The sequence below is a fragment of the Kiritimatiellia bacterium genome (assembly GCA_028715905.1).
GTDB lineage: Bacteria > Verrucomicrobiota > Kiritimatiellia > JAAZAB01 > JAAZAB01 > JAQUQV01.
Window position 1 is genome coordinate 77,013 of sequence record JAQUQV010000003.1, and the last position, 26,278, is coordinate 103,290.

Genomic DNA, 26,278 nt, shown 5'->3' on the forward strand with positions numbered 1-26,278 from the left:
AGAAAAACCTTGCAATTCAAACTGGGCGGCATTACAAATTGCCGTAGCGCCGGCCTTTCTTTTTGTTTTCCAACTCCCTGCATTAAAGCGGGTTAAAAAGAAATCGCCGTTCTTTTTCGTGAATTTTGCGGACTATCCGCTAAATGCTATTTGCTACCCGCTAATTTTTATGTGTCTGGCAATTCCGGCCAAAATAATTTCTGTTAACGGCGCCGAGGCTGTCGCCGAGGTCCAGGGTGTGCAGCGCAGGGTAAATGTGGCGCTGGTCAGCGCGCCGCGCGCGGGGGAATACGTGCTGATACACGCCGGTTTTGCCATCAAAAAATGGACGGAGGATGATGTGCGCGAGTATAATGCAATCACGCGCGATCTGGAAAAATGAACTGCGCTGACAAGTTGCCATCTATGGACACGCTCGGAAAACTCAGGGTTTTATCGGCGGATTCGCAATATGACCTGGCTTGCGCCTGCGGGACCGCGGAACAGGAACACCGGCGGCGGGGCGCGGACGGCAATTGGCTCTATCCGGTAACTTTGCCCGGCGGAGGGACGTCCATCCTGCTCAAAACCCTGCTTTCCAACGCCTGCGTGAATGATTGCAAATACTGCCCGCTGCGCCGGGACACGAACGTCAGGCGCTGTGCGCTTTCCCCGGACGAAACGGCGCGGTGTTTTATGGATTATCTGGCCCGCCGCAATATTTACGGGTTGTTCCTTAGTTCCGCGGTGATCAACACTCCGGATCAGACCATGGAACGTATCAACGCGGTTGCGGAAATTCTCCGGCGGGTCTATCGGTTCAAGGGGTATATCCACCTGAAAATCATTCCCGGAGCGTCCGATGCGGCCATCGGGCAGGCGGTTGCGCTGGCAAGCGCCGTGTCCCTGAACATTGAGACGCCCGGTGAAAAGTATTTCCGGAAATTGTCCGTCCGCAAGCGCTTCATGGAAGATATTGTCCGTCCCCTGAAACTTATGGCGCGCCTGACCGCCAAAGGCGAACAGTATGCGCGGGTCAAAACAACCACCCAGTTTGTCGTGGGCGCCGCGGATGAAACCGATGCCGAGATTGTCCGCTACATGTTCGGATTATACGACCGCCTGCGCCTGCGCCGGATTTATTTTTCGGCTTACCAGTCCGGTTTGGGCGCCCCCGATATTCCCGGCGAGGCGTCCGGCGCGGCCGCGCCGGACGCGCGTTGCCTCCGGGAACACCGGCTCTATCAGGTTGATTTCTTGATCCGTAAATACGGTTTCAGGGCGGACGACTTTAGCTTTGACGCGCGCTCCAACCTGAGCCTTGACCTGGATCCCAAGGAGTGCTGGGCCGCGCGGCATCCCGATTTTTATCCGGTCAATGTCAACTTGGCCGGCCGGGAAGAGCTTCTGCGCGTCCCGGGAATTGGCCCCCGGACGGCGGAATTGATGCTTATCCGCCGCCGCGCGGGGCGCTTGTCTTCTTTGCAGGAGCTGAATTTGCGCGGTAAACTGCTCCGGAAAGCCATGGCATATATCCGCTTTAATTGAATATTTTTTTATGGAATGGTCTGCAAACAGCAACCTGAAACAGCGCCTGGATCGCATTCATGACTTCATGAAACGGCTGGCGCGGCCGGTGCGGATCATGGAAGTCTGCGGGACTCACACGGTCACGGCCTGCCGTTCCGGATTGAGGGCGTTATTGCCGGACAACCTGGCATTGCTTTCCGGTCCGGGATGCCCGGTCTGCGTTACGCCGGCCGATTTCATTGACCGGGCGATTCTGCTTGCCCGCCGGCCGGACGCGGTTATTGCCACTTTCGGGGATTTACTGCGCGTGCCGGGTTCATTGGGCGCGCTGGAGCTTGAAAAGGCAAAAGGCTCCCGCGTGCGGATTGTTTATTCCGCGCTGGATGCGCTGGAGCTTGCCGCGAAAAACGGGGAAAGGAAAGTGATTTTCCTGGCGGTGGGGTTTGAAACGACAGCGCCCGGCATTGCCTGGGTGGTCCGGCAGGCGGCCGAACGGGGCGTTAAGAATTTCAGCATATTGGGCGCGTTAAAAACCATGCCGGCCGCCATGGCCGCCCTCTTGAGCGCCGGCGACGCCGATATAGACGGCTTTCTCTGTCCCGGCCATGTCAGCTCAATAATCGGAACGCATCCCTACGAATTCATCGGCCGGGATTATCAGCGCCCGTGTGTGATCGCCGGTTTTGAGCCCCTTGACATGGTTCTGGCAATAGAGATGCTTCTGGAGCAGATCGTTTCCGGCCGCGCGAAAGTCCGCAATGGATACCGCCGGGCCGTGGGCGCGGAGGGCAACCGGCCGGCGCGGGCTATTATCGCGGAAGTTTTTGCGCCGGCGGACGCCGAATGGCGGGGGTTAGGGCTTGTGCCCGGAAGCGGTCTGAAACTGAAAAAAAGATTTAAAAATCACGATGCGGAAACATTGTTTCCCGGTCTTGATGTTCCTCCCGGCGTTGATGATCCTGAATGTTTGTGCGGCGCGATCCTGCGCGGGCGCGCCGTGCCGTCCGCCTGCCCGTTGTTCGGCCGAAAATGCACGCCGTCCTCGCCGGTCGGGGCGTGCATGGTCTCGGCCGAGGGGGCTTGCGCGGCATATTACAAATATTGCAGATGTGGCGGCATAGCCAGAAAGGAATTGTTCTCAAGCGCACAGAGAGGGGCGAAAGCCGATAGATGCGGCCTGTAAATTATTTGATCGGAAAATGCAAAACAACAATATAATCCTTCTTTCCCACGGCGGGGGAGGTTTGCGCTCAAAGGAACTCATCCGGGACGTGATTGTCAAATATCTGGGCAATCCTTTTCTGAATGGACTGGATGACGGCGCCTGCCTTTCCATCCCGGAAAAAAATATGGTTTTCACGACCGATTCTTTCGTGGTCCGGCCGTTATTTTTTCCGGGCGGCGATATCGGGAAGCTGGCGGTTTGCGGGACGGTTAATGATCTGGCGATGATGGGAGCCGCGCCGCGCGCGCTCAGTTTGGGCCTGATTCTTGAGGAAGGGCTTCCGCTGGCGGACCTGGAGCGCGTGCTTTTATCCATGCGGAAAACGCTGGATGCGGTCGGGACATGCGTCGTTACCGGCGATACCAAAGTGGTGGAGAAGGGGATGGGGTTCGGCATTTTTATCAACACGGCCGGCATCGGCGTTCGCCTGCCGGGGGCGGATACCCGCGTCGCGAATGCCCGGGCCGGCGACGTTGTAATTGTTACGGGCCGGATCGGCGACCACGGGGCCGCCGTGATTTCCCGCCGGGAGGGGATCAGCCTTGCGTCCAAACTGGTCAGTGACGCCGCCCCTCTTTGGGGCTTGGTGGCGGCTTTGCTTAAGGAACGCGGCGCGGTGCATTGTTTGCGCGATCCGACCAGGGGCGGGTTGGCGGGGGCCGTTTGCGATATTGCCGAATCGTCGGAAGTCGGCATCCGCTTGTCGGAAAAGGCGCTTCCGGTTGGGAAGGAGACGGCGGGAATCTGTAATCTGCTCGGGTTGGACCCGCTTAACATGGCCTGTGAAGGATGCGCGGTTGTGGTTTGCGCCGAGAAAAACGCCGGCAATATTTTGAATTTACTGCACAACCATCCGCTCGGCAAGAATGCCCGGGTTGTCGGGCGCGTCGTTGCGCGGCCGGCGCGGCTGGTTGTGCTTGAAACCGGAATCGGGGGCGAGCGGATTATTGAGACGCCGGCCGGAGAAGAACTGCCGCGCATCTGCTGATCCCCCAAAAAAAACAAAAATATGCTTGTGTTTTTTAAACTGGACGGGTAAATTCAAACAAAACCCTATCAGGAGAATGGTTCATGAAAAAAATCGGTTTGTTTTCTTCCCTGCTTTTCGCGGCTGCTCTTCCATTGCTGGCCGAATCCGAATCCGTGCGCTCGCTCTTCTGCCGTGAAAACAGGTTTCCCGAACTCGGCAAGTGGGAGGTCGGCGGCTATGCCAGCTATCGGCAGTTGGATGAATATTACATCAATCAGATTGATCCGAAATGTTTTGAGGGGCGCTACGTTGATAAGAAAGACAAACGCTCGGAGACAACCTTTACGCCTTACGCCCGTTACGGGGTCTATGATAATCTTACCCTTTATTCAAAAGTGCCGATTGATTTTGTAAGCTCCGACGTCAAGGGCAGTCAGGCCGGTTTCAACGATATCGCGGTGGGCATGGAGCTTCTGGCCTATGAATACACTTATCGTTACCCCTGGGTGGTGCCGTATATTGAAGTGACTTTCCCGACCGGCAATGACCGGAATTACATGGGGCTCGGCAAGGTTGATCCGATTTTCGGCATCGCGGTCGGCACCACGACCTTTGACGTTTATCACTGGATTTTGGACGGACGTTACGACGCAAACGCCATCAATGACGGCCGCTTTGAAGGCGCGGCCGCCTTTATCTGGGACTTGAGCGACCAGTTCTCGGTCCTGGCCGAGGCGAAAATAATGGAAAAAACTCCCGGTTCAACCAAGGATGTCCCGGCTTATTTTAACGGAGGCATTTCTTACAGGCCGAGCGAGATGTTGACCGTGAATTTGTACGGCGGCACTTCCGTCAATGCGGATGAAAACGGGCGCGGCACGGTGAAGATTGCGTATAATTTTTAAGGCGCCGCCGTTATCCCAATCTTGCCGTTGACGGTTTGCGGGTCTGGTAGAAAAGCGGTTTGAAGTCTGGAAATTTTAAAAATGGCAATCACCTTCAATGCCGATGAAATTCTGCAGATAGCCGAACGGATAGAGCGCAACGGCGCCGCGTTTTATTCGCTGGCGGCCGAGCGTTTGAAAAATTTCAGGGATATTTTCCACCAACTGGCCCGCCAGGAGGAGGAGCACCTGGCCGTTTTTTCGGGCATGCGCGCCAACCTTTCCGCGGCCGAGCGCGAGCCGACCGTCTACGATCCGGAGCAGGAATCAGCGCTTTATCTGCAGGCCCTGGCCGACCGCGAGGTTTTCTTGCCCGGCCAGCATCCGGACGAGTTGTTTTCGCCGGACGTTTCCTTGGCCGATATCATCAAGATTGCCGTCGGCAAGGAAAAGGATTCCATTGTTTTTTATACCGGCATGAAACAGGTCGTTCCTGAAAAGTTTGGCGGAGAAAAAATGACCCTGATCATCCGGGAGGAATTCAGGCATATCACCGTCCTGCGCGGGATATTGAAAACCGGATCCTGATCGGTCCGGGCGAGGCGGAGCGGCTGTCTTCCGCAACCTGCCGGGCGGAGAGCAAAAAAGGATGCGCAGATCATGAGCAAAAAGTTTATTCTCGTCGGCATGCTGGCCGTGTTCGTCTTTTCCCTTTCCGGTTATGCGCGGGCCGCGGAACTGAAAATGGCGCCGCTCAATCCCGAGTTTGCGGAAATGATTGAAACCAGCCGCCGCGGCGTAAAAAAACCGCTTGCGCGCACCGTGGATGGCCACGGGCTGGGCTTACTGCCCGCGCCGCTGGATTTTTCGCGCCTTACTTCCGGGCGTGAGCCGTTTCCAGGCGCCTTGCGCGCGGTTACGAACGTTTCCTACGACCTCCGCGAGTTGGGCCGGCTCACTTCCGTAAGGGACCAGGGCGATTATGGCACCTGCTGGGCTTTTGCAACTTATGGATCGCTGGAGTCGTGTCTGTTGTATTCGGGCGGCGGCTCCAATGATTTTTCCGAAAACAACCTGGCCAACCTGGCCGGGTTTGACTTTGGATTTGACGACGGCGGGTTTGCCGAAATGTCCATTGCCTACCTGGCGCGCTGGGGCGGGCCGGTGAATGAAGCCGATGATCCCTATCCGAATCCCGGCGGCAGTTCGGTGCTCCCGCCGGTGAAACACGTGCAATCGGTTGAAATAATCGGCCGCCGCATATCGTCGCTTGCCAATGACGCGATCAAGGCGGCAATCGTGGACCGCGGGCCGCTCTGGGTGGGAATGAGCGCGAATAATTTTTACTTTTATTATAATCCCGAAACTTATGCTTTTTTCAAGGCGACTCCGGAAAGCACCGATCATGCCGTGGCGGTCGTGGGATGGGATGATGCCTTTTCCCGCACTAATTTCGCCGAGCCTCAGCCGAGCAATGACGGCGCCTTTATCGTCAGGAACAGCTGGGGCACAAACTTCGGCGACAACGGGTACTTTTATGTTTCCTATGACGACCGGGTTTTTGCACGCAGCGCCAGTTATCTTTTCCTGAACGGCGAAAGCACCGGTATTTACAGCCAGGTCTATCAATATGATCCGCTCGGCTGGGTTTCCAGCATGGGCTATTCAGCAGACACCGCCTGGGGGGCAAATGTTTTCACGGTTACGAACAGCGGAGAATTGAAGGCGGTCAGTTTTTACGCTTCCTCAACCAATGCCAGCTACGGCATCTACATTTATACGGACGTTGCCGCAAGCCAGCCGCGTTCCGGTACCCTGCACGCCTATCAGACCGGATCGCTGACCAATGCCGGTTATTACACGGTCGTTCTTTCCAGCCCGATCGGCCTGGCCGCGGGCCGGAACTTTTCCGTGGCGGCCAGGATTTACACGCCGGACTACACCGCGCCCGTGCCGGTGGAGTACGCCCTTGATGGATACAGCAGCCGGGCCGCCGCCTCGCCGGGAGAAAGTTTTATGAGCGCCGATGGCGCGGTATGGCTGGACACCACCGATTACGAGGCCACCATGAACGTGTGCATCAAGGCGTTTTTGCAGCCGGCGAGCGCTTACCCATATTCGCCTCCGGCCACATTCACGGCGACCGACGACGCATATTCCAATAAAATTTACCTCGCCTGGTCGCATGCGCACAGTGCAACCGGTTACGCGCTTTACCGCAACACCAGCGACAGCCTCCTGACTGCCAGCCGGGTGGCGACACGCGGGGAACGTTATTACGAGGATTATGCGGTTACCCCCGGCGTCGTGTATTATTACTGGATAAAAACGCTCGGCGCTTCCGGGAGCAGTTACTACAGCCTGCGGGAGAACGGTTCCGCCAGCCTCCTGCCGCCTTCAGTGGTGTCGGCTTCGGAAGGCGCCAGCGCGGACAAGGTGCAGTTGAGCTGGAACGCCGCCTCTGGCGCCGCGGGCTACATTGTTTTCCGGAACCAGACCGACAGCAGCAATTCGGCATCCGAGCTGGCCCGCTCAACCGCGCTGGCTTACAACGACACCTCCGCCGCGCCCGGCAGTATTTATTATTACTGGCTTAAATCCTATTCGCCCGCGAGCACAAGCTCTTTCAGTTCCGGCGCCGCGGGTTACCGCAAGTTTGCGGCGCCAACCGGCGTGGCCGCTTCCGATGGGGCTTATGCGACGGGGGTCAGGATATCATGGAATGCGGTCGGCGGCGCGCTAAGTTACCGCATCCTGCGCGGCCTGCAGCCCGATTCGTCTTCGGCCGTTGTCGTCGGCGAGACGGCGGACGCCTCTTATCTGGATACGTCGGCCTCGGCCGGCGTTCTTTATTACTACTGGGTCCAGGCCAGGAAGTGGTCCGTCACCGGATCGATCAGCGCCGGCGTTTCCGGCTGGCGGCGGAGCATGGCCGCCGGCAACAACGCAAGAGGAGATTTTGACGGCGACGGGCTCATGGACCTGGCCGTTTACCAGCGGTCAACGGGCAGATGGCTTGTGCGCTTTTCCGGCAGTTTTTATGCGACCGGCACATATCAGCTGGATGCCGGTTGTCTGCCGGTGCCCGGCGATTATGACGGCGACAGCCGCACGGACCCGGCGGTTTATCAGTCTTCCGACGGCAAATGGACGGCTTTGCTTTCCACCGGCAGCTATTTGCCTCTCTCGGCTTTCATGGGCGGAGACGGTTTTGAGCCGGAACCCGGCGACTACGATGGCGACGGGTTCTCCGATCTGGTCGCTTATCAGGAAGGAATGGGGCTCTGGAAAGGAATGCTTTCCGGACGGGGTTACGCCCTGATATCCACTGTTTACGGCGGCCCGGACCGGAAAGCCGTCGCGGCGGATTATGACGGCGATGGATTGATTGACCCGGCTTACTACTACGAGTTGCCGGCTTATGACCTTGGATACTGGTATATGGCCTTGTCCGGCAGCGGTTATGCTTCCTACTGCAAGACCACGACCGGCGTGGGATATGTTCCCGTGCCGGCGGATTATGACGGCGACGCCAAAGCTGATCTGGCTGTTTACGACCACGCGGCGGGCGTCTGGAAATGCTGGTCTTCGGCCTACAACTACCCCTTGCCGGTGTCTTTTAATCTGGGCGGCGAGGGATATACCGCTGTTCCCGGCGACTATGACGGAGACACCTGCGCCGATATCGCCGTTTATCACGAGGCTTCCGGCTGCTGGCGCTTCCTGCTTTCTGCCTATAATTACGCTCCTAATTCCCTTGAGCTGGGCGGTCCCGGTTACGAACCGGTCGGCGCCGCCCGATAGGCGCGGTCCCGGCGTGAATCAGCGCGCTTAATTTTTTCAGAATTTCGTCCTTGATGCTGAGCGCGCCGTCTCATGTTGTGCTGATAACCGTCATGACGGCCTGCGGCCGCCTCTTTTGCTCTGCCCTGGCGCTGGGACTGGGGGGGGGGGCGCTTATAGGGGCCTTAATTTTGCGTTGGGTCAGTTTGGCGCCGATGCAAGGCGGCAAGGGGCCCGGGGTATTAGTATACTCCAAACCCTTGCCAACACAACAGATGCGCCAAAATCACGCAACCACTTGCTCTGGCGAACATAAGCGTTTTTGCTTTTGGCATTCATAACCCGTTGGGTTAAAAACAAACATGATGCAAAAAATTGTTTGCACGTTGCAGGCATTGAAAAAAAATGATTTTAACGCTTATGTTCGCGCAAAATTAAGGTAGGGACTTGGAAGATGCCGATCCTGCCGCGTTTGATGCTCGCCGGCGGAAGAAGAGAAGTATTCCCGCGGTTAATCCCAGAGCGGCCGGCCATAGAAACGAATGCGGCGATGTGTAGAACATTGAGCGCGCCAGATGGCCCAGCATCCCCCCGAGTATGCCGCAGGCGGCCATTCCCGCCATGGTCCAAAAGGAATATCGGCCGGCCGCACCGCGTCCGATTTGGTGTCCGAATCCGACGCCGGCCGCCGTGAGGCCGAGGCAAACCGATATGCCCATGGCTGAAACCGACAGCGGAAGCCCCCTGATGCCGGCGATGGCAAGCCCCGCCAGCAAGCCGGCGACCCAGCCCGCCAGGCCCCAGCGTCCGCCGGCCGCCAAATGATTCGTCAGGCGGTTCAACCACAGCAGAAGGCCGATCAGCATCATAAGCAGCGCAAAAAACACGGGCACATAAACCGGAGACTGCCAGACGCAGGGAATATAAAAAAGCGTGTCCATGGTTGCCAGGCTTTCCGGCCATTTCAGCCATGTCCACAGGCTCACGTAGTAAATGATGTCCCAGAGTCCGAAAACCCACAGGAAAGCTCCGACGCGTTCGCGCCGGTTCCGGCCGGCCGCGGCCGCAAAGGCGATGAGCATTATCAGCGTGGCGGCCTCGCGCGTGATTTCAATCGTTTTCCAGTCGGGCCGGCGCAAGAGGATGGTGCGCAGGTAAACTACCACCACGCCCTCCAGCCAGCCCATTGCCGCCGCAAACAACGTGGAATTGACAATAAAAAACCAGATTCTTTTCATTTTTCCGGCGTTGTGGCCGCCGGTATTTGCGCGATGCGCGAATTTTCCGGCGGCGGGGTGTTAAAATTGTTTTCAAAACGCGCCGCATCTGCTTTATACTCCCTCGCCCTGCTTTTTCAACAAAATTTTGCTTGCATTTTTAAATAATACATGTAGTATACAAGTTATAAATAAATGGCGATGTTGGAATTTTCGGGCGGGACGGTAAAAAAATGTCTCTTAAAAAGAACAGCGAATACGTATCGGCGGCCATGGAGAAGGAACTGGCGGAACAGATCGGCCGCGGCGCGCTCCGGCCGGGAGACTGCATTCTCTCCGAAAACGAACTGTGCCGGAAATACGGCATCAGCCGCGTGTCGGTCCGCCGGGGCTTGGCCCGGCTTGTGCAGCGGGAATTGTTGCAGCGCGCGCCGGGCAAAGGAACTTTCGTGGCCGATCCGAGCGCGAAAGAAACATCTTTACAAGGGAAGAAAACGTTGACCTTCATTGTTCCCGACATTGAGGATATTTTTATTTCCGAGCTGCATCGCGGCATGGAAGAGACCTGCGGCCGGATGGGGTACGAGTTGATCGTCCAGACCTGCGACTGCCGCCCGGAGAAAGAGAATCAGCATCTCATGCGCCTGAAGGATCAGCCGGTGGCCGGGGCTATAATTTTTCCGAATTGGGGCAGGTCCAACACGGACGCCGTTTTTAATTTAAAGCAGAGCAATATGCCGTTCGTCCTGATTGACAGATATTTTCGCGACATAGACACGGATTACGTCGTGGTTGATAATCGGAAAGGCGCCTGCGCCGCGGTGACCCATCTGGCAAAACTCGGGCACAAAAGGATCGCCCATGTCTGCGGGGTGCCCTGCAGTTCAAATGAGGAGCGCGACGAAGGTTACAAACTGGCTCTGGCAAAGGCGAAAATATTCTATGATCCGGAACTGGTCAGACGGATTGAGCCGTGCCGCACCGCCGGAAGCGCCAGATTTGAGCCGGATGATGTGGGCGGTTATGTTGAGACCAGAAAGCTTCTGGCGGCGAAAAAACAACCGACGGCCATATTCGCCGACAACGATTGTCTGGCCATCGGCGCGTTGAAGGCCATAAAGGAGGCCGGGCTGCGGGTGCCAAAGGATATCGCCGTGGTCGGTTTTGACGATCTGAAGATTTCCGCCATGCTGGAAACGCCGCTGACGACTGTGCGGCAGCCCAAGCGCGAGATCGGAAGAAAGGCCGCTGAAATTTTGATTGAAAAGATACGCTCCGGACGGAAAAACGCGGCGGCCGCGTTCAGGCACGTCGTGTTGAAGACCGAGCTGGTGGTCCGGAAGTCCTGCGGAGCCGGCTGACAAGGCGCGCTATCCAGGGGCGCGTGTTTTTTTATTTTCGCGAATAATACAGGTATGATACAGGTAGACAAAATATGGAGGGAAAATGAAGGCGGTTATATTGTCGGCGGAGTGGTCCCCGAAAACTGATTTCACGCTCGGGAAAAAAGACATGGACGGAAAGCTGACCTATCTGGGCAGCAAGGTGTGGCGGCATCCCCGCGTTGAGATTGCGGAAATTGGGAAGCCGGCGATAAAGGAGGACGAGGTGCTGGTGCGCGTCAGGGCCTGCGGCATATGCGGGAGCGACGTGCACATGGCCCAGGCCGACCGGGACGGCTATATATTTTATCCCGGCCTGACCGCCTTTCCGGTGGTTCTGGGACATGAATTCGCCGGCGTTGTGGCCGAAGCCGGGAAAAATGCGGTCAGCAAACGCACCGGCAAAAGATTTTCCGCGGGCGAGCCGGTCTGCGCCGAGGAGATGATCTGGTGTTCGTATTGCCGTCCCTGCGCGGACGGATATCCGAATCACTGCGAGAATTTGCAGGAACTCGGCTTCAGCGTCGCCGGCGCCTTTACGGAATACGTGGCGATTAACGCGCGATATCTGTGGAGTCTGGATGAGATGAAGCGAATGTATGGCGAGGGAGACGAGCTTTTCGTGGCCGGCAGCCTCGTTGAGCCGTGTTCGGTTGCCTACAATGCGGTCATTGAACGGGCCGGCGGTATCCGCGCCGGAGACAACGTGGTGATTCTCGGCGGCGGGCCGATCGGCCTGGCCGCCGCGGCCATTTTGAGGCGCTCCGGAGCCGCCAGGGTGATTCTTTCCGAGCCTCAGCCGGAAAGGGCGCACATGGCAATGAAGATGGGTGTGACAGATATAATCAATCCGGAAAAGGATGATTTTGCGGAACGGATTCTTGAATTGACGGATGGTTACGGCGCTAGTCTTTATCTGGAAGCCACCGGCATGCCGGACAGGGTGTTTCCCGGCATAGAGCGGGCATTGTGGGAGGGACGGGCGTTGAACGCCAGAGTGGTCATCGTGGCCAGGGCCGACGCAAAAATTCCGGTCACCGGCGAGGTTTTCCAGGTGCGGCGCGCCGCGATCATCGGCGCCCAGGGGCATTCCGGACACGGAACGTTTCCGCGGGTGATTGCGGTCATGGCCTCCGGCATGGACATGCGGCCGATTGTGACAAAGCGCATAAAGCTGGCCGATGTGCCCAAGAACATAATCGCCCTGCAGACCGACCGCAAGGAATGCAAGGTGACGGCGATAATTTAATGTATATCAAACAAAATACGGGAGAATTGAAATGCAGAAGAAGAATGTAAAGGCGGTTGTGATGGCAGGGCCGGGTAAAATAGAGGTACGGGAATTTCCGGCGCCCCCCCTTGAAAAGGGGGCGCTGCTGGTGGAGATTCTGCTCTCCGGCGTTTGCGGCACGGACAAGCACGGGTACAAGGGCGAGGCGGTTCAGTACGCCGGAACGGAACGGGAGATCAACGGGCCGTATCCAGCCGTTCCAGGACACGAGAATGTGGGGCGCGTGGTAGAGATCACGCCGGAAGCGGCGCGGCAGATGGAATTTTCGGGGAAGGAACTGAAGGTTGGCGACCGGGTCATCATAAGTCCCGATATTCTTTGCGGAGAGTGTTATTACTGCCGGAACGGATTCGGTTACACGTGGTGTTCCAATATCAGGAGTTACGGACATCTTCTCTCCTCCGAGGCGCCGCATTTGACCGGCGGCTGGAGCAAATACATGTATGTTTATCCGAAGAGCCACGTGTTCAAGATCGGGGACGACGTGTCGGATGAAATGGCCGTTTTGGCCGAGCCCATGTGCGTTACTTACGGCCTGGACATTGCCAAGGGGCATTCCTCGCTCCCCAACGAGGGTTTCATGGCGGGAGACACGGTTGTGGTGCTTGGGGTCGGGCCGCTCGGAATGTGCCATGTGATGAAGGCGCGCATGCTTGGGGCCGGCAACGTCATCGCCACCGACATGTCCGATTATCGTTTAAAAATGGCCCGGGAATTCGGGGCCGACCATGTCTTTAACGCCGGGTCTCAGAAACCGCAGGAAATCGGCGCGGTGGTAAAGGATATGACCGATGGCCGCGGCGCCGACGTGGTAGTGACGTGCACCGGCATGCCGAAATCGCTGATCGAGGGAATTGAGATGCTGCGCAAAGGCGGCACACTGGTTGAGGTCGGCAGTTTTGTTGACAAGGGGGAGATTCCGATCAATCCCCACAAGCATCTGTGCTCTAAAAACATCCGTTTGATCGGGATGACGAACCTGGCGTACGTGGGGTATTTGCCGGAGTTGCGGATGATGAAGGCATGGTCGAAATATTTTAATTTCAACAAGCTGGTCACGCACAAATATGCCATGGAAGACGCCGAAAAAGCCCTGCTGAAATCCATGGAGCCGGATTCAATGAAAGTGGCGATCAAACCAGATTAAAAACATGTTGCCGGCAATCAACGGAGCGACGACGTTAAAATCATCCCTGGAAGCCGATATCGCGGCGGCCGGTCGGGTAGGGTTCGGCTGTCTGGAAATAACGCTTGCCAAGCTGGAGGAATATCTGCGGCATAATTCCGTCCGCGATCTTTTGATGTGTTTTGAGAAAAGCCGGGTCCGCCCCTTCTCAATCAACGCCTATGACGGCGGCACGCTTTTTGACAACCAGGCGGAGCGGGACACGGGCCGGCAGCGCTTTCGCGATATCTGCGCTCTGGCGAGAAGTATTGGCTGCCGTTACGTGGTGGCGATTCCTTCGTTTCTGGAGCGGGAAGGGACGGTCCCCGAAAAGGAAATCGTCCGGAAAACATCGGAGGTTTTGGAGGAATATTGCGCCATCGCGCTCGGATACGAAGTGCGCGTGGCCTTTGAATTTCTGGGGTTTCGCAAATGTTCGGTCAATAACATGCGGATGAGCGCGCAGGTTGTCAAGAAGGCTGCGGCGAAAAATCTCGGTCTGGTGCTGGATACATTTCATTTCTTTATCAGCGGTTCCGACCCGTCCGCGCTTGAAAAGGAGTGTGTCGGTAAAATATCCATCGTGCACATCAATGATTGCGAGGATTTGCCGAAAAACACGTTGGAGGACAAACACAGATTGTTTCCGGGGGACGGCGTTATTCCGCTGGATAAAATTCTGGCGGCGCTGAAGGCCGGCGGATACGAAGGCGTTGTTTCCGTGGAACTGTTCAGGCCGGAATACTGGGCCTGGCCGCCGGAGAAAACAATGCGCATGGCTTATGACAGGATGAGCGAAGTGTTAAAAAATGTTCGCTGGAAATAACGATCGGTAATCATTAACGGCATTACAATGAAGTTTGGACTGGTCTTGTCAACGAATACGACGCGGTTTTCAGCCGTCAGTTACAGCGGCGACCTCGCGCGCAGCATCGGCCGGGCGGCCGCGCTGGGATACGACGGTATTGAACTGGCCGTGCGCGACCCGGCTCTGGTTGACTCAAAACGGCTGAAAAAGATCATCAGTTCGGCCGGCATGGAAGTTCCCGCCATCGGCACCGGCCAGGCATTTCTGGAGGAAGGCTTAAGTTTAACCGACCCGCGGAAGGAAATCAGGAAAAAGGCCGTTGAGCGGATCAGGGCCCATGTTTGTTTCGCGGCTGAATTCAATGCGGCGGTAATCATCGGGCTGATCAGGGGCCGCGGCCGTGAAAACGGCGGCGAGGAGCGCGGGCTTTTTGAGGAATCCCTGGCCGTGTGCGCGGGATTTGCCGCGAGAAAAGGCGTGAAACTTTTTATTGAGCCCCTGAACCGTTACGAGACAAGGCTCATAAACACCATTGAAGAAGGCGGCGAGCTTGTCAGGAAGATCAAACATGACAACCTGAAGCTTTTGATAGACACGTTCCATATGAATATTGAGGAGCCTTCCATTTGCGGGAGCATTGTGAAGGCGAAACCTTTTCTCGGACATGTGCATTTTTCCGACAGCAACCGCCGCCCCCCGGGCTGCGGCCACCTGGGGTTTTTAGATGTCATGGATGTGCTCAAAGGCATTGGTTATAATAAATATATCTCAATGGAAATGATGCCGTGGCCCACGCCCGCCGAAGCGGCGCGGCAAAGTGTTGAATATATAAAAGGCATTTTAACGAAAGGAACAACGAAATGAATAAAAAACATGACAGGGGCGAGAAGATTGTAAAAGAACTGTTTGCGACGGCGGAAAAAGAATTCCGGCATGAAAAATGTCTCTCTCCCTACGAATACATAATGAACCACGGCTATGACAATCTCGGCGAAGATGACATCGAGGCCGTGGCCGCGTATTACGGTTATCCGCACCCGAACCGTTTGAACGATCCGAAATACTTTTTCTGCCACGCCCCCTTCGGCGACGTTTATCCGGAGATATTGAAGACGCGCAGCGTCATTTTTGTCACCGGCTCCATGGAACTGCACGGCGCCATGAGCAATCTGTTCCAGGACGGCCACCAGTGCCTGGCGATCGCCTATGCCATGCGTCAAAAAACCGGGATCATGCTGGCTTTCCCGACCGGCGCCGGCTCGCACCCCTCGCACCATTGTTACATGCCGGGAACCACGATCATCCCTGAAAAAACGCACATAAATACCATTTTCTGGAACATGGTCGGCCTTTACAATATGGGCTTCAGGAATATCATCAACCTGCAGAACCACGGACAGGAATACGTGAACCAGCACGCCATTCATAAGTTCGGCAAGACGACCGGCTGCCCGGCGATCATCATGGAGACGGAATGGTATACCTGGCAGATGAAGGGGTTTGACCCGAGGCGCAAATCCTGCAAATTGAAGTCGCCCTTCATCCATGCGGACGAGGCGGAAACTTCCTATCAGATGGCAACCGGCCCAATGGAAAGCGTCAACATGAAGTATGCCGTCAAAACCGAACCGGCGGGTTCGTTGAGGTATAGTCCAACCACCAAGGCCGGCGCGCTCACGCCGGGCATTTCGGTCTGGCACCAGTTTTATCCGCAGGGCATGGAATGGAAAAAAACTCCGGCCGGCGTGGTCGGAGACCCGACCGGCGCTTCGCCGGAAAAAGCCGTGCGCCCCTTGTGCGTTTATTCCATGCAGTTGCATTTCTACATCAGGGAATCCATGAAGGTGGTGCGGGACGATAAAAAATTCCTGAGCGACGATTTTTGCCTTGCGCCGATCGGCGAGGTGCGGGATTATGCCCTCATGCCGCCTTATGAATCCATGCTGAAGGAAAACAAAATCCCTTCAAACTCAAAATGGAAATCCATCTACCGTCATCCCTCCATCATGGCCATGATGGGTGTTGATTGAACCAGATGATTATGGCAGAATATGATTCAATTCGCGGGAGGTCTTAAATGCAGGAAATTGCAGGAAATACTATGAATAATTCAACGTTAAGCCGAAATCAGATAAGAATCGGTATAGTCGGTTTGACCGGCCGCGGCATAATCGCCAGGCATTTCCATAAACCGGCGGGGAAATCGGTCGTTACAGCCGGCATGGATACAAGCGACAAGGCCTTTGCCATTTTTAAGCGGGAAATAAACAAAGACGCGTATCTTACCAAAAATATTGACGACCTGCTCTCCAGGGATATTGACGCGGTCGTCATAACCAGCCCTGATTTTACTCATGCGGAATACGCCATCAAGGCTTTGCAAGCCGGAAAACATGTCTATTGCGACAAGCCCATGGGCATTACCATTGCGCAATGCGACGAAATGCTGGAGGCATGGCAAAAGTCCGGGAAACATTTCATGGTCGGATTCAACATGCGTTACATGAACATTTTCCGTGTAATGAAAGATATTGTGGATTCGGGGGACATCGGCGAAGTGAAGGCGGTCTGGGTAAGACATTTTGTCGGACCGGGCGGCAACTGGTATTATCATGACTGGCATGGCGCCAGGAAAAATTCCACCAGCTTGTTGCTGCAAAAAGCCTCGCATGATATTGACATGATTCATTGGATAACCGGCCAGTATACGAAACGTGTTTCGGCTATGGGCAGTCTGGATTATTACGGCGGGGACAAACCCAACGACTTGCGTTGTCCCGATTGTCCGGACAAGGATACCTGCGTTGAATACCAGCATATCGGAGACAGTCTGCGCTCCAATCAAATGGATATGTGCGTGTTCAGGAAGGAAGTCGACGTGGAAGACAACAGCGCCGTCATGATGGAACTGGCGAACGGCATCAAAGCCACCTATCAGCAGTGTCATTACACGCCGGATTACTGGCGCAATTACGTGTTTATCGGCACCGAGGGGCGACTGGAAAACCTTGACGATAATTGCCGGGTCGCGGTAAAATTGCGGCAGAGGTCCAAGCGCTGGAAAAATCTGGCGGCCGACCGTGTTTACAACATCAGGCAGGCGGAAGGCGGGCACGGCGGGGCCGATCCGATCATTTGCAATGATTTTCTGGAACTGCTTCTGACCGGTAAAAGGCCGGTTTCCACACCCCTGGCCGGCAGGATGAGCGTTGCGGTAGGCTGTAAGGCAACCGAGTCAATGCGCAACAAGAGCAGGGCGCTGGATATCCCCGAACTTCCGGCGAGTATTCGGGACAAAGTATATTAGACACATGAAAGCAATGTTTAATAATCCATTCAAAAAAGAAGGCAACTGGTACAAGGGCAATCTGCATACGCATACGACCAATTCCGACGGCCTGCTTTCGCCGCCGGAAATGATCGGGCAATACAGGAAGAAAAATTACGACTTTGTCTGCATAACCGATCACAACCGAAGGACTGATGTTGCCTGTTATTCGGATGAAAAATTTCTTGCCATCTGCGGGGAAGAAATAGGTGCTTATAGAGACGGCAAGGAAAAGGATCGCTATGATTTTGATATTGTAGCCGTCAATACCAGGATGCCGCTTGCCGGAAAATGCCGCAATATGCCGGCCCAAAAGGTTATTGAAATGATCCGGCATGACGGCGGCGAGGCCATCATCGCGCATCCTTATTTCATGGTCGGCTGCAGCACGGCCCAAGACATAATGGCCTTGGAAGATTTCATTGGCATGGAGGTATACAATACCAGCGTTGAAATGTGTTCCGGCAGGGGCTACTCCGGCGTTTACTGGGATGAACTGCTCTGTGCCGGAAGAAGAGTCTGGGGAATTGCCGCGGACGACGCCCACTGGCATTTCAACGAGTTCAGGCCGAACGACACGGCCGTGAGCAGCGTCATGGTAAAGACGGAGAAATTGACGGTGGAAAACATCATGGATTCCCTGCGGCAGGGATATTTTTATTCAACCAACGGTCCGCTCATCGGAGATTTGGCAATTACTGGGGATACAATCCGGATCAAGACCGATCCTGTAAGAATCATAAATTTCATGGGCGGACGCAGCTTCAGGAAACTGACGGCTTCGGCGGACAAATTGTTGACCGAGGCCGAATGTAAACTGACCGGAAAAGACAATTTCGTCAGGATCGAATGCGCCGACGATAAAGGGCATACCGCATGGACAAATCCAGTCTTTCTGAATTGAGCCGGTTGTATACCATGAAGAATGTTTTGATCGATATGGATGGCACCATAACTCAAAGTCGGGTCGGCTATGAGGAGGTTGGATTTCCCGAGTTTGTTCTGCGCGATTTGATCATGGAGGAAACGGGAACCGGGGAAAGTAAGGCGCTTGAACAGGTGTTGCGGATGGAAAGCACTGTTCCGGCCGGCGACCCTTTTCTTGCCCTGGCAAAACACAGAATCGGAATCACAGGGAAAGATTTGTGGAAAAGGATCGCCAGGGATGCTTTAAAGTATTTTCGTCCTTACGATGACGCCATGGACATGATAAAGATGTTATCCAAGGTCGGTTTCCGGCTTTATATTGCATCCAATGTCAGCCGCAGCCGGATATTGGCGATGCTGGCGAGCATCGGACTGCCTGCCGACTTGAAACGTTCGCGTGTTTTTTGCGAAGTGTATGGACATGAACTGGTCGGTTGCCTGAAAAGTTCTCCGGAATTTTACAGGAGAATGATGGCCAGGGAAGGATTGCTTGGAAAAGAGACTGTCATGATCGGCGACAATCCGCATGACGACTGTTTGTCCGCACTCGCGGCCGGTATCTGCATGTCGGTAATCGTGAATAGGAAGCAGAAGGAAGATATAAAAAAGGCGGAATCGGCCTATTACGTTAAAAGCCTTATGCTGGTTCCCGGACTTCTGAAGGCAAGAAGTGGCTCGTGATCCGTGGCGGCATGGTGAACGATTATGAGTGCTTGGATAATTCCGTAATTTAAATCAGCAGGAGAAGAGGAAACGTTATGCAAGCGATCGGGAAGGCTGGAATTATTTTCCTTATTTTGATGGGCGTTTGTCTGGCGGGATGTTCGGATAAAGAGGGACATTTTGCGGGTGCGGCGGTGTCTCCGTCCAAGCCTGCATCGGTTGTTTTGATTGATGCTCGTGACGTTCAGAAATGGACCACGGAAACGCAGGAATTATGTGCTTTATCGGAGGAGAGTGGAAGTGCTGGCGGGCGTTCATTGCTTCTGGCGATACCTGAGGGCGAAACCAACCGTATGCGAAGGGCGGTCTGGTCTTATTCTGTGGCCGAGGAAAGAGAATATGCCGGCAGACTCAGGGTTTATTTCCGATATAAGACGGAGAATGTCGCCCCTATGACGGACTATACCTGGAACATGCCTTTAATGCAAATAAGAGGCATTTTGACCGACAGACAATCAAACCTCATCGCGAACATCCCTGGTAAAAAGGGAAATAACGATTGGACGGAATGCGAAAAGACGATCGTCCTGTCCGAAGGCGTGCGAGGTTTCCGCGTCGATATAATATTGCAACAGAGCACCGGCAAGGCCTGGTTCGACGATTTGCGTGTCGATTATGTTCCTTTTTCCGCAAAGGACAAGGCGCGAGCGATTGAACTTGACTGCGGCGGGCGGAAAATGAAAGTTTATTGCGAGCTGTCATGCAAAAAGGCCGACGATCCTTTACCGCAGAGGATCGTAAAAAAATGGGGGCACTATGGATTCGCCCCCTATATCCGCGAAGATCCGCGCGATGTTTGTCCAGAAAGCATCCCGCGACCGGATGAGATTGGCAATATAATATCGCTTTTTGCCGCAAGGGGGGAATATGAGCCGTTCTGGATCAGTGTTTATTCATTTAAAACTCTGAAGAAAGTAAGGATAAAGCTGGCTGAACTGGTAAACGCGAACGGCGACAAGATATCCCAAGATAATGTCGATGCGCGTATTGTCAAATGCTGGCCAATGGGGAACGCGGGGCTTTTCGAGGGGTATGACCGTATCTATATTGTGAAGCCCGAGCTGCTTCTTAAAAAAAGTTCGCTCGATGTTCCGGAAAATACCAGTCAGTCGTTTTATTTTACGATCAAGATACCGGAGACCGCAAAGCCGGGCACATATCGAGGGAAATATGTTATCGAGTCGGACAGCGGACGTTCCCGGTCGGTGCCGGTTTGTATTGAAGTTTTGCCGTTTTCCCTGGATGCGCCTGACAACATGAACTGGTTCATGCATTGCACCGGCAATTTCGAAGCACTTCGCAAGCCCGGCATGAACATGATTGAAGCCGCAACTGTTGCCATGCGGGACATCAAGGAACACGGGATAGAGGGAATAGTTCTGGGGTGCGGTTACGGTCCGCCCGCGAAACTCAAAGTCGTGGACGGGAAACTGGTGTTGGTGGGATTCCCCAAGGTTGAGATGGTGATTCCGGCCATGAAGCGGGCCGGATTAAAAGGCCCCCTGATAATTCACTGCGGAACCATGCTTGAGAATCAGGTGGCCGAGGCATTGGGCGTTGAGAAACCGCCGGTTGCGGATCAGGGCCATGGCGGAAAAAGTAAAACAATGGAAACGCCTGAATTCAAAGAGGCATTCAAGGCCGCCCTTCGGGAGATTGACAAATTGGTCAAGAAACTGGGAGGGAAGGATTTTGACTGGTATTATGAAGGCATAGATGAACCGGGCGGCCGGGCCGCCGGGGGCAGGCCGGAACGCGCCCTTTGGCAATGGCCGTTGGCAAAAGAAGCCGGATTTAAGGGTGCCGCGTATATTTCCGGAGATTTTTGGAAAAAACTTGCGCCGTTCAATACCATACAAATTTTTAGCGGCGATGTGGTGTATTCAAGCGGGAAAAATGCCGAAATTTTACGCGACATCTCGCAATATAAAAATGTTCCGTTTCATTACGGTTATTCCGGATGTTATGACGGTCTTCCCGGGGGGCTGATGCCCAGCAGATGGGGGGCGGGATTTTTGAGTTATATTTCGAAAGTGCGGGGGGAAGTGACCTGGCTGTATGAATTAGGTTCCACAACCGATCCGAATGGCGTCAATCAGTTAAAATTTTACCCTAAAATTACTTATTGCGTAACAAGTGGCGAGATCACGCCAACCTTGCAATGGGAAGGCGTGCGCGAGGGCATAGACGATTATCGTTATGTGTATACATTGAGAAAGCTGATAGAAGAAAATTCCAAGTGTCCGGGAAAGCGAGAAAAATCTTCTGAAATCGATGCAAAACTTGAGACGATACTGGCCACGGTGCCGTGGGGCGAGGATTTTGGCAGGGTTACCGATGTTTTTAATAACGCTATGGCCGCGAAATATCGCAGGCAAATAGCGGATTGGATTTATGCGTTGATGAAAAATTAAAATTTATAACGGTTTCATTTCCAGGATATCACGAAATGAGAAGAATAATATCGCATATATTTATTCGCAATGAAGTTCCGGAAGGCTGGACTTTTCATGGTTTTGGCAAATCGTCATATATTTTTCGCGCTGACGGGTTATTGATTAATGGTGTTTTGACAATTCCTTTTTACGGGAGGGCATGGGATAAGTTCAAAGTTGCGCTTGAAGTTATTCCCGTTGCCTCAAAAGTCTCGCTGGATTGCGGCGATGAATCTCGTGCCATAAATATGGGGCTCAAAAGTCCGGATTGTATGTTCCATAAAATTTATCGAACTGCCGGTGGCTGTTCTCTTGCGGAGATCGGCGCTAAAGCTGTTCCCAATCATAAAAACCATCTGGTTGTCTTTGAATTTGATAACGGGAAAATACGAGGTTTACTTGATGGCCGGGAAGTCATTGCAGTCACAGATCCTGCCCCTAAACCTATTTTCGGCCGGGTCTGGTTGAATTTTTCGGGAGAAACACTTGTAAAACGACTGGATATTTTTGCGGATGACGCCTTGAATGTGCCGCCCTTACCTTCGCGCAGGAACGGCGAATTTGATCTCGAAGTGGCAGTTGATTTTCCAGACGATCTTTGCCATGCGGCCTATGACCAGGATATGTTCGACAGGCTTTTCCGAGAATTTAAGAGCTGGGGGGTTAAACGTGTAGAGTGGCTTCATTATCCTCCGGATTGGTATGTGTACATTCCCGCGAGCCGTATGGCGTCAAACTATCGCCGTACCATGAAGGCTGTTGGCGATGTGTTAAAGGCGGCAGTGGATGCGGCCCATGCGCATAATGTTGAGCTGTACGGCGTCTTTAAACCTTTTGACGTGGGTCTTCAATATAGCTTCGGTGATGGTACGCCAGAAGCCGTTCAATACGGCAAAGTGTCGCGAATCGGTGGACCGGTTGCCCATATTATGGATTTTGCGGCGAAACATCCGGAATATCTCATGGCGCGTAAACCCGGCAACTATGGCCAGGCAAAGAGCAAGGTTGTCAACCGGATTGATCTTGTTAAGGAAACCGATACGCCTGCGGATATTTCAATTGACGATATTGAAATCTGGGTCAGTAACAATAACGTTGCCTATCAACTTTATCAAGGAACACTGGTTAAACGGGAAACGATCGAGGATTATCCCGTTTGGGAACATACATCGTCCGGTGACCGTCAGACCGCAGAAAAGAAACGGTGCGTGGTTTTTCGCTTCGATAAAATGATGATAGACGAAAAATATATTGCGCTCAGTTGTCGGAAAGTTGCAAATTCCTTTGGCAACACGCTGGTGAATCTAATTCACGTGTTTGGAGAACAAGGCGAAGAACATCTGGTTACCTATGGCGCAGTACCGCGCGCCAAAGGGGCATATTCCCGTGAAAGAGCTGGATTTCAAGATGGCGGCATAGAGTTTGATAAATATCCCGACAGTCCAACCGGAGCGCGTCCCTGCCGAGATGGCATGGTAAGGCGATTTGTGATTGATTCTGCTCAGGGTTTATTGGCGATCGCAATGGGTAAAGACCGTGGAGAACTGGCGGCGCTCTCCCCCTCGTTTGCCGCTGTGCGCAATTTCTGGCTTGAGATGGTTAGAGAAATGCTGACGGCGGGGGTGGATGGAGTGGATCTGCGTTTTTCGAATCATCAATGGACATTCGCATGGGATGAATTCGGTTTTGAGTCGCCGGTGGTTGATGAATTCATGAGGCGCTATGGAGTGAATTTGCTGGTCACGGATGATTTCGACCGAACCGCGTTGCGTCGGTTGAGAGGCGAGGCATATACGCAATTTTACCGAGAATGCAGGAATCTGGCGAATAGATTTGGCAAGAAGATGGGGCTTCATATCGCGCATTTGATGGACATTGAACCGGAGATCGGCGGTGCTATGGGAATGCATTTGGATTGGAGAACTTGGCTGAACGAGGGGTTGGCTGATTTCGTTACCATGAAGGATGTACGTCCATCCTCGCGTTTTGCGCATGAAGTGCTTGCGCAGACCAGGCCGCGCGGCATACCGGTTGTGTATTCAAAATGGAACAGTCTATGGAGGGGAGACGATAACGTCCAATTGACCCGGAATGCCATTACGGAGGCGTTGGAAGGCGGATATGACGGCTTCCAGTTTTATGAATGCAGCGCCGTGGTGAAAGGGGGGAAGGACGGCAATGTCATTATGGAACAGCCGGCATTGCGTAAATTGTTTCAGGATATTTTCTTGTGAAACAATCCGTTTTTTTGGTTTGAACTTGTTTTTTTGTAAAAAAGTCATAAAGTTTAATAGTTTAATTGTTCGTTAAAGCGCGATTGGACTTTAAAATTAAACGTGTGGCGCTAAGTGTTTGTCATGAGAAAACAATTGACAATGGCATTGGCCGCATTGGCCGTGGAATCGGCGGTTGGCATCACTATTTGTGTCTGTCCGCCGGGACAAGGGGCAAATAATCCGCCCTATACGAATTGGGCCGATGCCTCTACCAATATTATCGAGGCCGTGAACAGTGCATCCGACGGAGATGTCGTTCTGGTTACCAACGGTACTTACATTTTAACGAATCAAATTAACGTCGTGCAAAATATTACCATGCAGAGTGTTAACGGCTGTTCCAACACGCTTGTGAACGGAAATTATCCAAATGTAACCAATCGTTGTTTTTATGTCACCAACGCCGGTTGTGTTGTGAATGGCTTCACTATCACAAACGGAGCATTGCCAAGCGGTGGTTCGGGGGGTGGAGTGTATCTTGTGCGCGGAACGGTCAAAAACTGTCTGATTGTCAACAACACAATTGAAGGAGGAGGAGTCAACGGGTTGGGGGCCGGATTATATATCGAATATGGAACGCTGACCAATTCAGTCGTTATGAGAAACGGTGGGGCCAGGAGTGGAGGTGGTGCATACCTCAGTCGTGGATACGTATATAACTGTCAATTTTCAGAAAATACCAATACCCCTTTAACCGGAGCGGCGGGAATTCGGAATAAATACGGCGTTGTTTATGATACCGTGATTTCTGATAATTATGGCTATGGAATGAGCATAGAAAACAATGCGTTCGCTTTGAGATGTATTATTAGCGGTAACACATTCATGGGACTATACTTTATGGATGCGAACGCTGCGGCCAGCGTTAAAGGGTGTCTTGTGGTTAGTAATGAGGTTTACGGGATCAGGATTTATAATGGCACTGGTTGTGTGGAAAACTGCACGGTTGTGGATAATAACATCGGAGTGTGCGCCACCGGTGCAGTAATTCATGCGGCTTCATTTCTCAATACGATTATTGCTGACAGTACCAGCGGTACAAATTGGTTCCTTGAGCCGGGCAAGACATTTTTCACAAATTGTTGCACGACTCCTTTGGTCACCAACGGCCCGGGTAATATTGATTCGCCGCCGTTGTTTCAAAATGCTGTGGCAGGCAACTATCGTTTGGCGGGCTCGTCTCCCTGCATCAATGCCGGTCTGAATCAAAATTGGATGACGAATGCCGTGGATTTGGACGGCCGCATCAGAATCCGTTACAGGGCCGTGGATATCGGCGCCTACGAGGGAATGCATGAAGGCACGATTTACATAGGTTTTTAAACGATTGGTTCATAAAGTCGGCATTCTCATGCATGACATCCTAAGACAAAAAAATCGGATCATGTGATTTAGGCAATAGAGAGGAGAAATATGGTCTTTAATGACATTCATATTCATTCCCATGCTAAAAAGGATGGTCAGATATCCACGGCTGACTTGCTAAAACGCATGGATAAGGCAGGCTTGGAGCATATCGCGGTTTTATCATGGTATGGTCGTGATCTGCGGGAACAAAGGGATAATATCATTCAGACTGGAAAGTTGATTGCTAAAGCGCCGGATCGTATTTACGGTTTGGCGTGGATTGAGCCTCGACATAAGATGCCGCTGGGGCTTCTGGATTGGGCGGTGGAAAAATATCGTTACCGTGGTTTTAAAATGATACCAAACAATTGGTATCCTTATGAAGAACCTATTTTGAAATATTGCGCCAAAATGGCTGTTTTAAAAGCGCCATGTTTGTTCCATTCCGGCATTTTATATTTCGAGACATTTTCTTCACGGTTTTGTCGCCCGGCATATTATGAGGCGTTGTTACAGATACCGCGTTTTCGTTTTGCTCTGGCGCATATTTCATGGCCGTGGACTGATGAATGCCTTGCGCTTTTTGGCCACGCCCGTAGTGCTCGTAACGCCGGATATTCGACGGCCGAGATGTTTATTGACATCACGCCGGGTACTCCGCCGAATTACCGGGAAGATGCGTTGCGGCGGCTTATCGCGTTTGGCGCGGAAGATTTTATGATTTATGGTACCGATTCATCGCTTTCGAACGTGGGGACACGATCCATGAAGGGGATGAAGCGTGAGTTGGCTGTATACAAAAGGGCGGGGATATCCTTCAAAACGGCGGAGAAAATTTGTCGTTCAAATTTTGAACTTTTTTTTTCTGATACGGCCTGCCAAAGAACAGTGTGATTTAAAGATTTGATTCGAGTAGCAGGCCGGGTGGGGTCGCTTGACAGACAGGGGTAAAACGGCTTATTTTGAAAGCAGTTTGTAGGGAAAATTGCTGTAAAAAAATTCTCTGCA

Annotated in this window: 21 protein-coding genes; 20 read left to right on the top strand and 1 reads right to left on the bottom strand. The window is 53.3% G+C overall.

Annotated elements, in window-relative coordinates:
- The first annotated feature begins 169 nt into the window (after window positions 1–169).
- The 7 genes from PHP98_01640 (at window position 170) to PHP98_01670 (ending at window position 8,392) form a co-directional block, all read left to right on the top strand.
- Window positions 170–382 carry a HypC/HybG/HupF family hydrogenase formation chaperone gene (locus PHP98_01640; GenBank protein ID MDD5482344.1) on the top strand — a complete coding sequence of 71 codons (213 nt, stop codon included), beginning with the start codon at window positions 170–172 and terminating at the stop codon, window positions 380–382.
- The gene (locus PHP98_01645; GenBank protein MDD5482345.1) at window positions 379–1,527 is read left to right on the top strand and encodes a radical SAM protein; all 1,149 of its coding nucleotides are present in this window, start codon (window positions 379–381) and stop codon (window positions 1,525–1,527) included. The genes PHP98_01640 and PHP98_01645 overlap by 4 nt, the downstream gene beginning before the upstream one ends.
- A gap of 10 nt (window positions 1,528–1,537) precedes the next feature.
- Entirely contained in the window at window positions 1,538–2,692 is a 1,155-nt protein-coding gene (gene hypD, locus PHP98_01650) for a hydrogenase formation protein HypD (protein ID MDD5482346.1), read from the top strand.
- A 16-nt stretch (window positions 2,693–2,708) separates the two neighbouring features.
- A complete protein-coding gene (gene hypE, locus PHP98_01655) occupies window positions 2,709–3,722 on the top strand; it encodes a hydrogenase expression/formation protein HypE (protein ID MDD5482347.1) in 1,014 nt (337 codons plus the stop codon).
- Between the two features lie 83 nt (window positions 3,723–3,805).
- Window positions 3,806–4,609 (top strand): transporter, encoded by an 804-nt coding sequence (locus PHP98_01660; protein MDD5482348.1) that lies wholly within the window; start codon window positions 3,806–3,808, stop codon window positions 4,607–4,609.
- A gap of 81 nt (window positions 4,610–4,690) precedes the next feature.
- On the top strand, window positions 4,691–5,176 hold the full coding sequence (locus PHP98_01665) for a ferritin family protein (GenBank protein MDD5482349.1): 486 nt from the start codon (window positions 4,691–4,693) through the stop codon (window positions 5,174–5,176).
- Window positions 5,177–5,248: 72 nt separating this feature from the next.
- Window positions 5,249–8,392, top strand: coding sequence for a lectin like domain-containing protein (locus PHP98_01670; GenBank protein MDD5482350.1), 3,144 nt, complete (start codon window positions 5,249–5,251; stop codon window positions 8,390–8,392).
- Between the two features lie 413 nt (window positions 8,393–8,805).
- Here PHP98_01670 and PHP98_01675 read toward each other — a convergent pair whose 3' ends face one another.
- Complete coding sequence (locus tag PHP98_01675; protein MDD5482351.1) at window positions 8,806–9,609, bottom strand: hypothetical protein; 804 nt, start codon at window positions 9,607–9,609, stop codon at window positions 8,806–8,808.
- 212 nt (window positions 9,610–9,821) lie between these two features.
- Here PHP98_01675 and PHP98_01680 point away from each other — a divergent pair, with 212 nt between their 5' ends.
- The 13 genes from PHP98_01680 to PHP98_01740 all read left to right on the top strand — a co-directional run bounded on the left by PHP98_01680 (window position 9,822) and on the right by PHP98_01740 (window position 26,164).
- Window positions 9,822–10,949, top strand: coding sequence for a GntR family transcriptional regulator (locus PHP98_01680; protein ID MDD5482352.1), 1,128 nt, complete (start codon window positions 9,822–9,824; stop codon window positions 10,947–10,949).
- Between the two features lie 85 nt (window positions 10,950–11,034).
- Window positions 11,035–12,219 (top strand): scyllo-inosose 3-dehydrogenase, encoded by a 1,185-nt coding sequence (iolM, locus tag PHP98_01685; GenBank protein ID MDD5482353.1) that lies wholly within the window; start codon window positions 11,035–11,037, stop codon window positions 12,217–12,219.
- A gap of 31 nt (window positions 12,220–12,250) precedes the next feature.
- Window positions 12,251–13,408: a zinc-binding dehydrogenase gene (locus PHP98_01690; protein MDD5482354.1), complete on the top strand. Its 1,158-nt coding sequence runs from the start codon at window positions 12,251–12,253 to the stop codon at window positions 13,406–13,408.
- A gap of 4 nt (window positions 13,409–13,412) precedes the next feature.
- Window positions 13,413–14,252 carry a sugar phosphate isomerase/epimerase gene (locus tag PHP98_01695; GenBank protein MDD5482355.1) on the top strand — a complete coding sequence of 280 codons (840 nt, stop codon included), beginning with the start codon at window positions 13,413–13,415 and terminating at the stop codon, window positions 14,250–14,252.
- Between the two features lie 27 nt (window positions 14,253–14,279).
- The gene (gene iolO / locus PHP98_01700; GenBank protein ID MDD5482356.1) at window positions 14,280–15,098 is read left to right on the top strand and encodes a 5-keto-L-gluconate epimerase; all 819 of its coding nucleotides are present in this window, start codon (window positions 14,280–14,282) and stop codon (window positions 15,096–15,098) included.
- A complete protein-coding gene (locus PHP98_01705) occupies window positions 15,095–16,264 on the top strand; it encodes a creatininase family protein (GenBank protein ID MDD5482357.1) in 1,170 nt (389 codons plus the stop codon). The genes iolO and PHP98_01705 overlap by 4 nt, the downstream gene beginning before the upstream one ends.
- Before the next feature lie 71 nt (window positions 16,265–16,335).
- Complete coding sequence (locus PHP98_01710) at window positions 16,336–17,541, top strand: Gfo/Idh/MocA family oxidoreductase (GenBank protein ID MDD5482358.1); 1,206 nt, start codon at window positions 16,336–16,338, stop codon at window positions 17,539–17,541.
- Between the two features lie 4 nt (window positions 17,542–17,545).
- Window positions 17,546–18,466: a CehA/McbA family metallohydrolase gene (locus PHP98_01715; protein MDD5482359.1), complete on the top strand. Its 921-nt coding sequence runs from the start codon at window positions 17,546–17,548 to the stop codon at window positions 18,464–18,466.
- 14 nt (window positions 18,467–18,480) lie between these two features.
- Window positions 18,481–19,170: an HAD family hydrolase gene (locus tag PHP98_01720; GenBank protein ID MDD5482360.1), complete on the top strand. Its 690-nt coding sequence runs from the start codon at window positions 18,481–18,483 to the stop codon at window positions 19,168–19,170.
- 434 nt (window positions 19,171–19,604) lie between these two features.
- Entirely contained in the window at window positions 19,605–21,626 is a 2,022-nt protein-coding gene (locus PHP98_01725) for a DUF6067 family protein (protein MDD5482361.1), read from the top strand.
- A gap of 35 nt (window positions 21,627–21,661) precedes the next feature.
- Complete coding sequence (locus PHP98_01730; GenBank protein ID MDD5482362.1) at window positions 21,662–23,881, top strand: hypothetical protein; 2,220 nt, start codon at window positions 21,662–21,664, stop codon at window positions 23,879–23,881.
- A 123-nt stretch (window positions 23,882–24,004) separates the two neighbouring features.
- Window positions 24,005–25,246 carry a right-handed parallel beta-helix repeat-containing protein gene (locus tag PHP98_01735; GenBank protein MDD5482363.1) on the top strand — a complete coding sequence of 414 codons (1,242 nt, stop codon included), beginning with the start codon at window positions 24,005–24,007 and terminating at the stop codon, window positions 25,244–25,246.
- A gap of 90 nt (window positions 25,247–25,336) precedes the next feature.
- Window positions 25,337–26,164, top strand: coding sequence for an amidohydrolase family protein (locus tag PHP98_01740; protein MDD5482364.1), 828 nt, complete (start codon window positions 25,337–25,339; stop codon window positions 26,162–26,164).
- Window positions 26,165–26,278 lie beyond the last annotated feature (114 nt).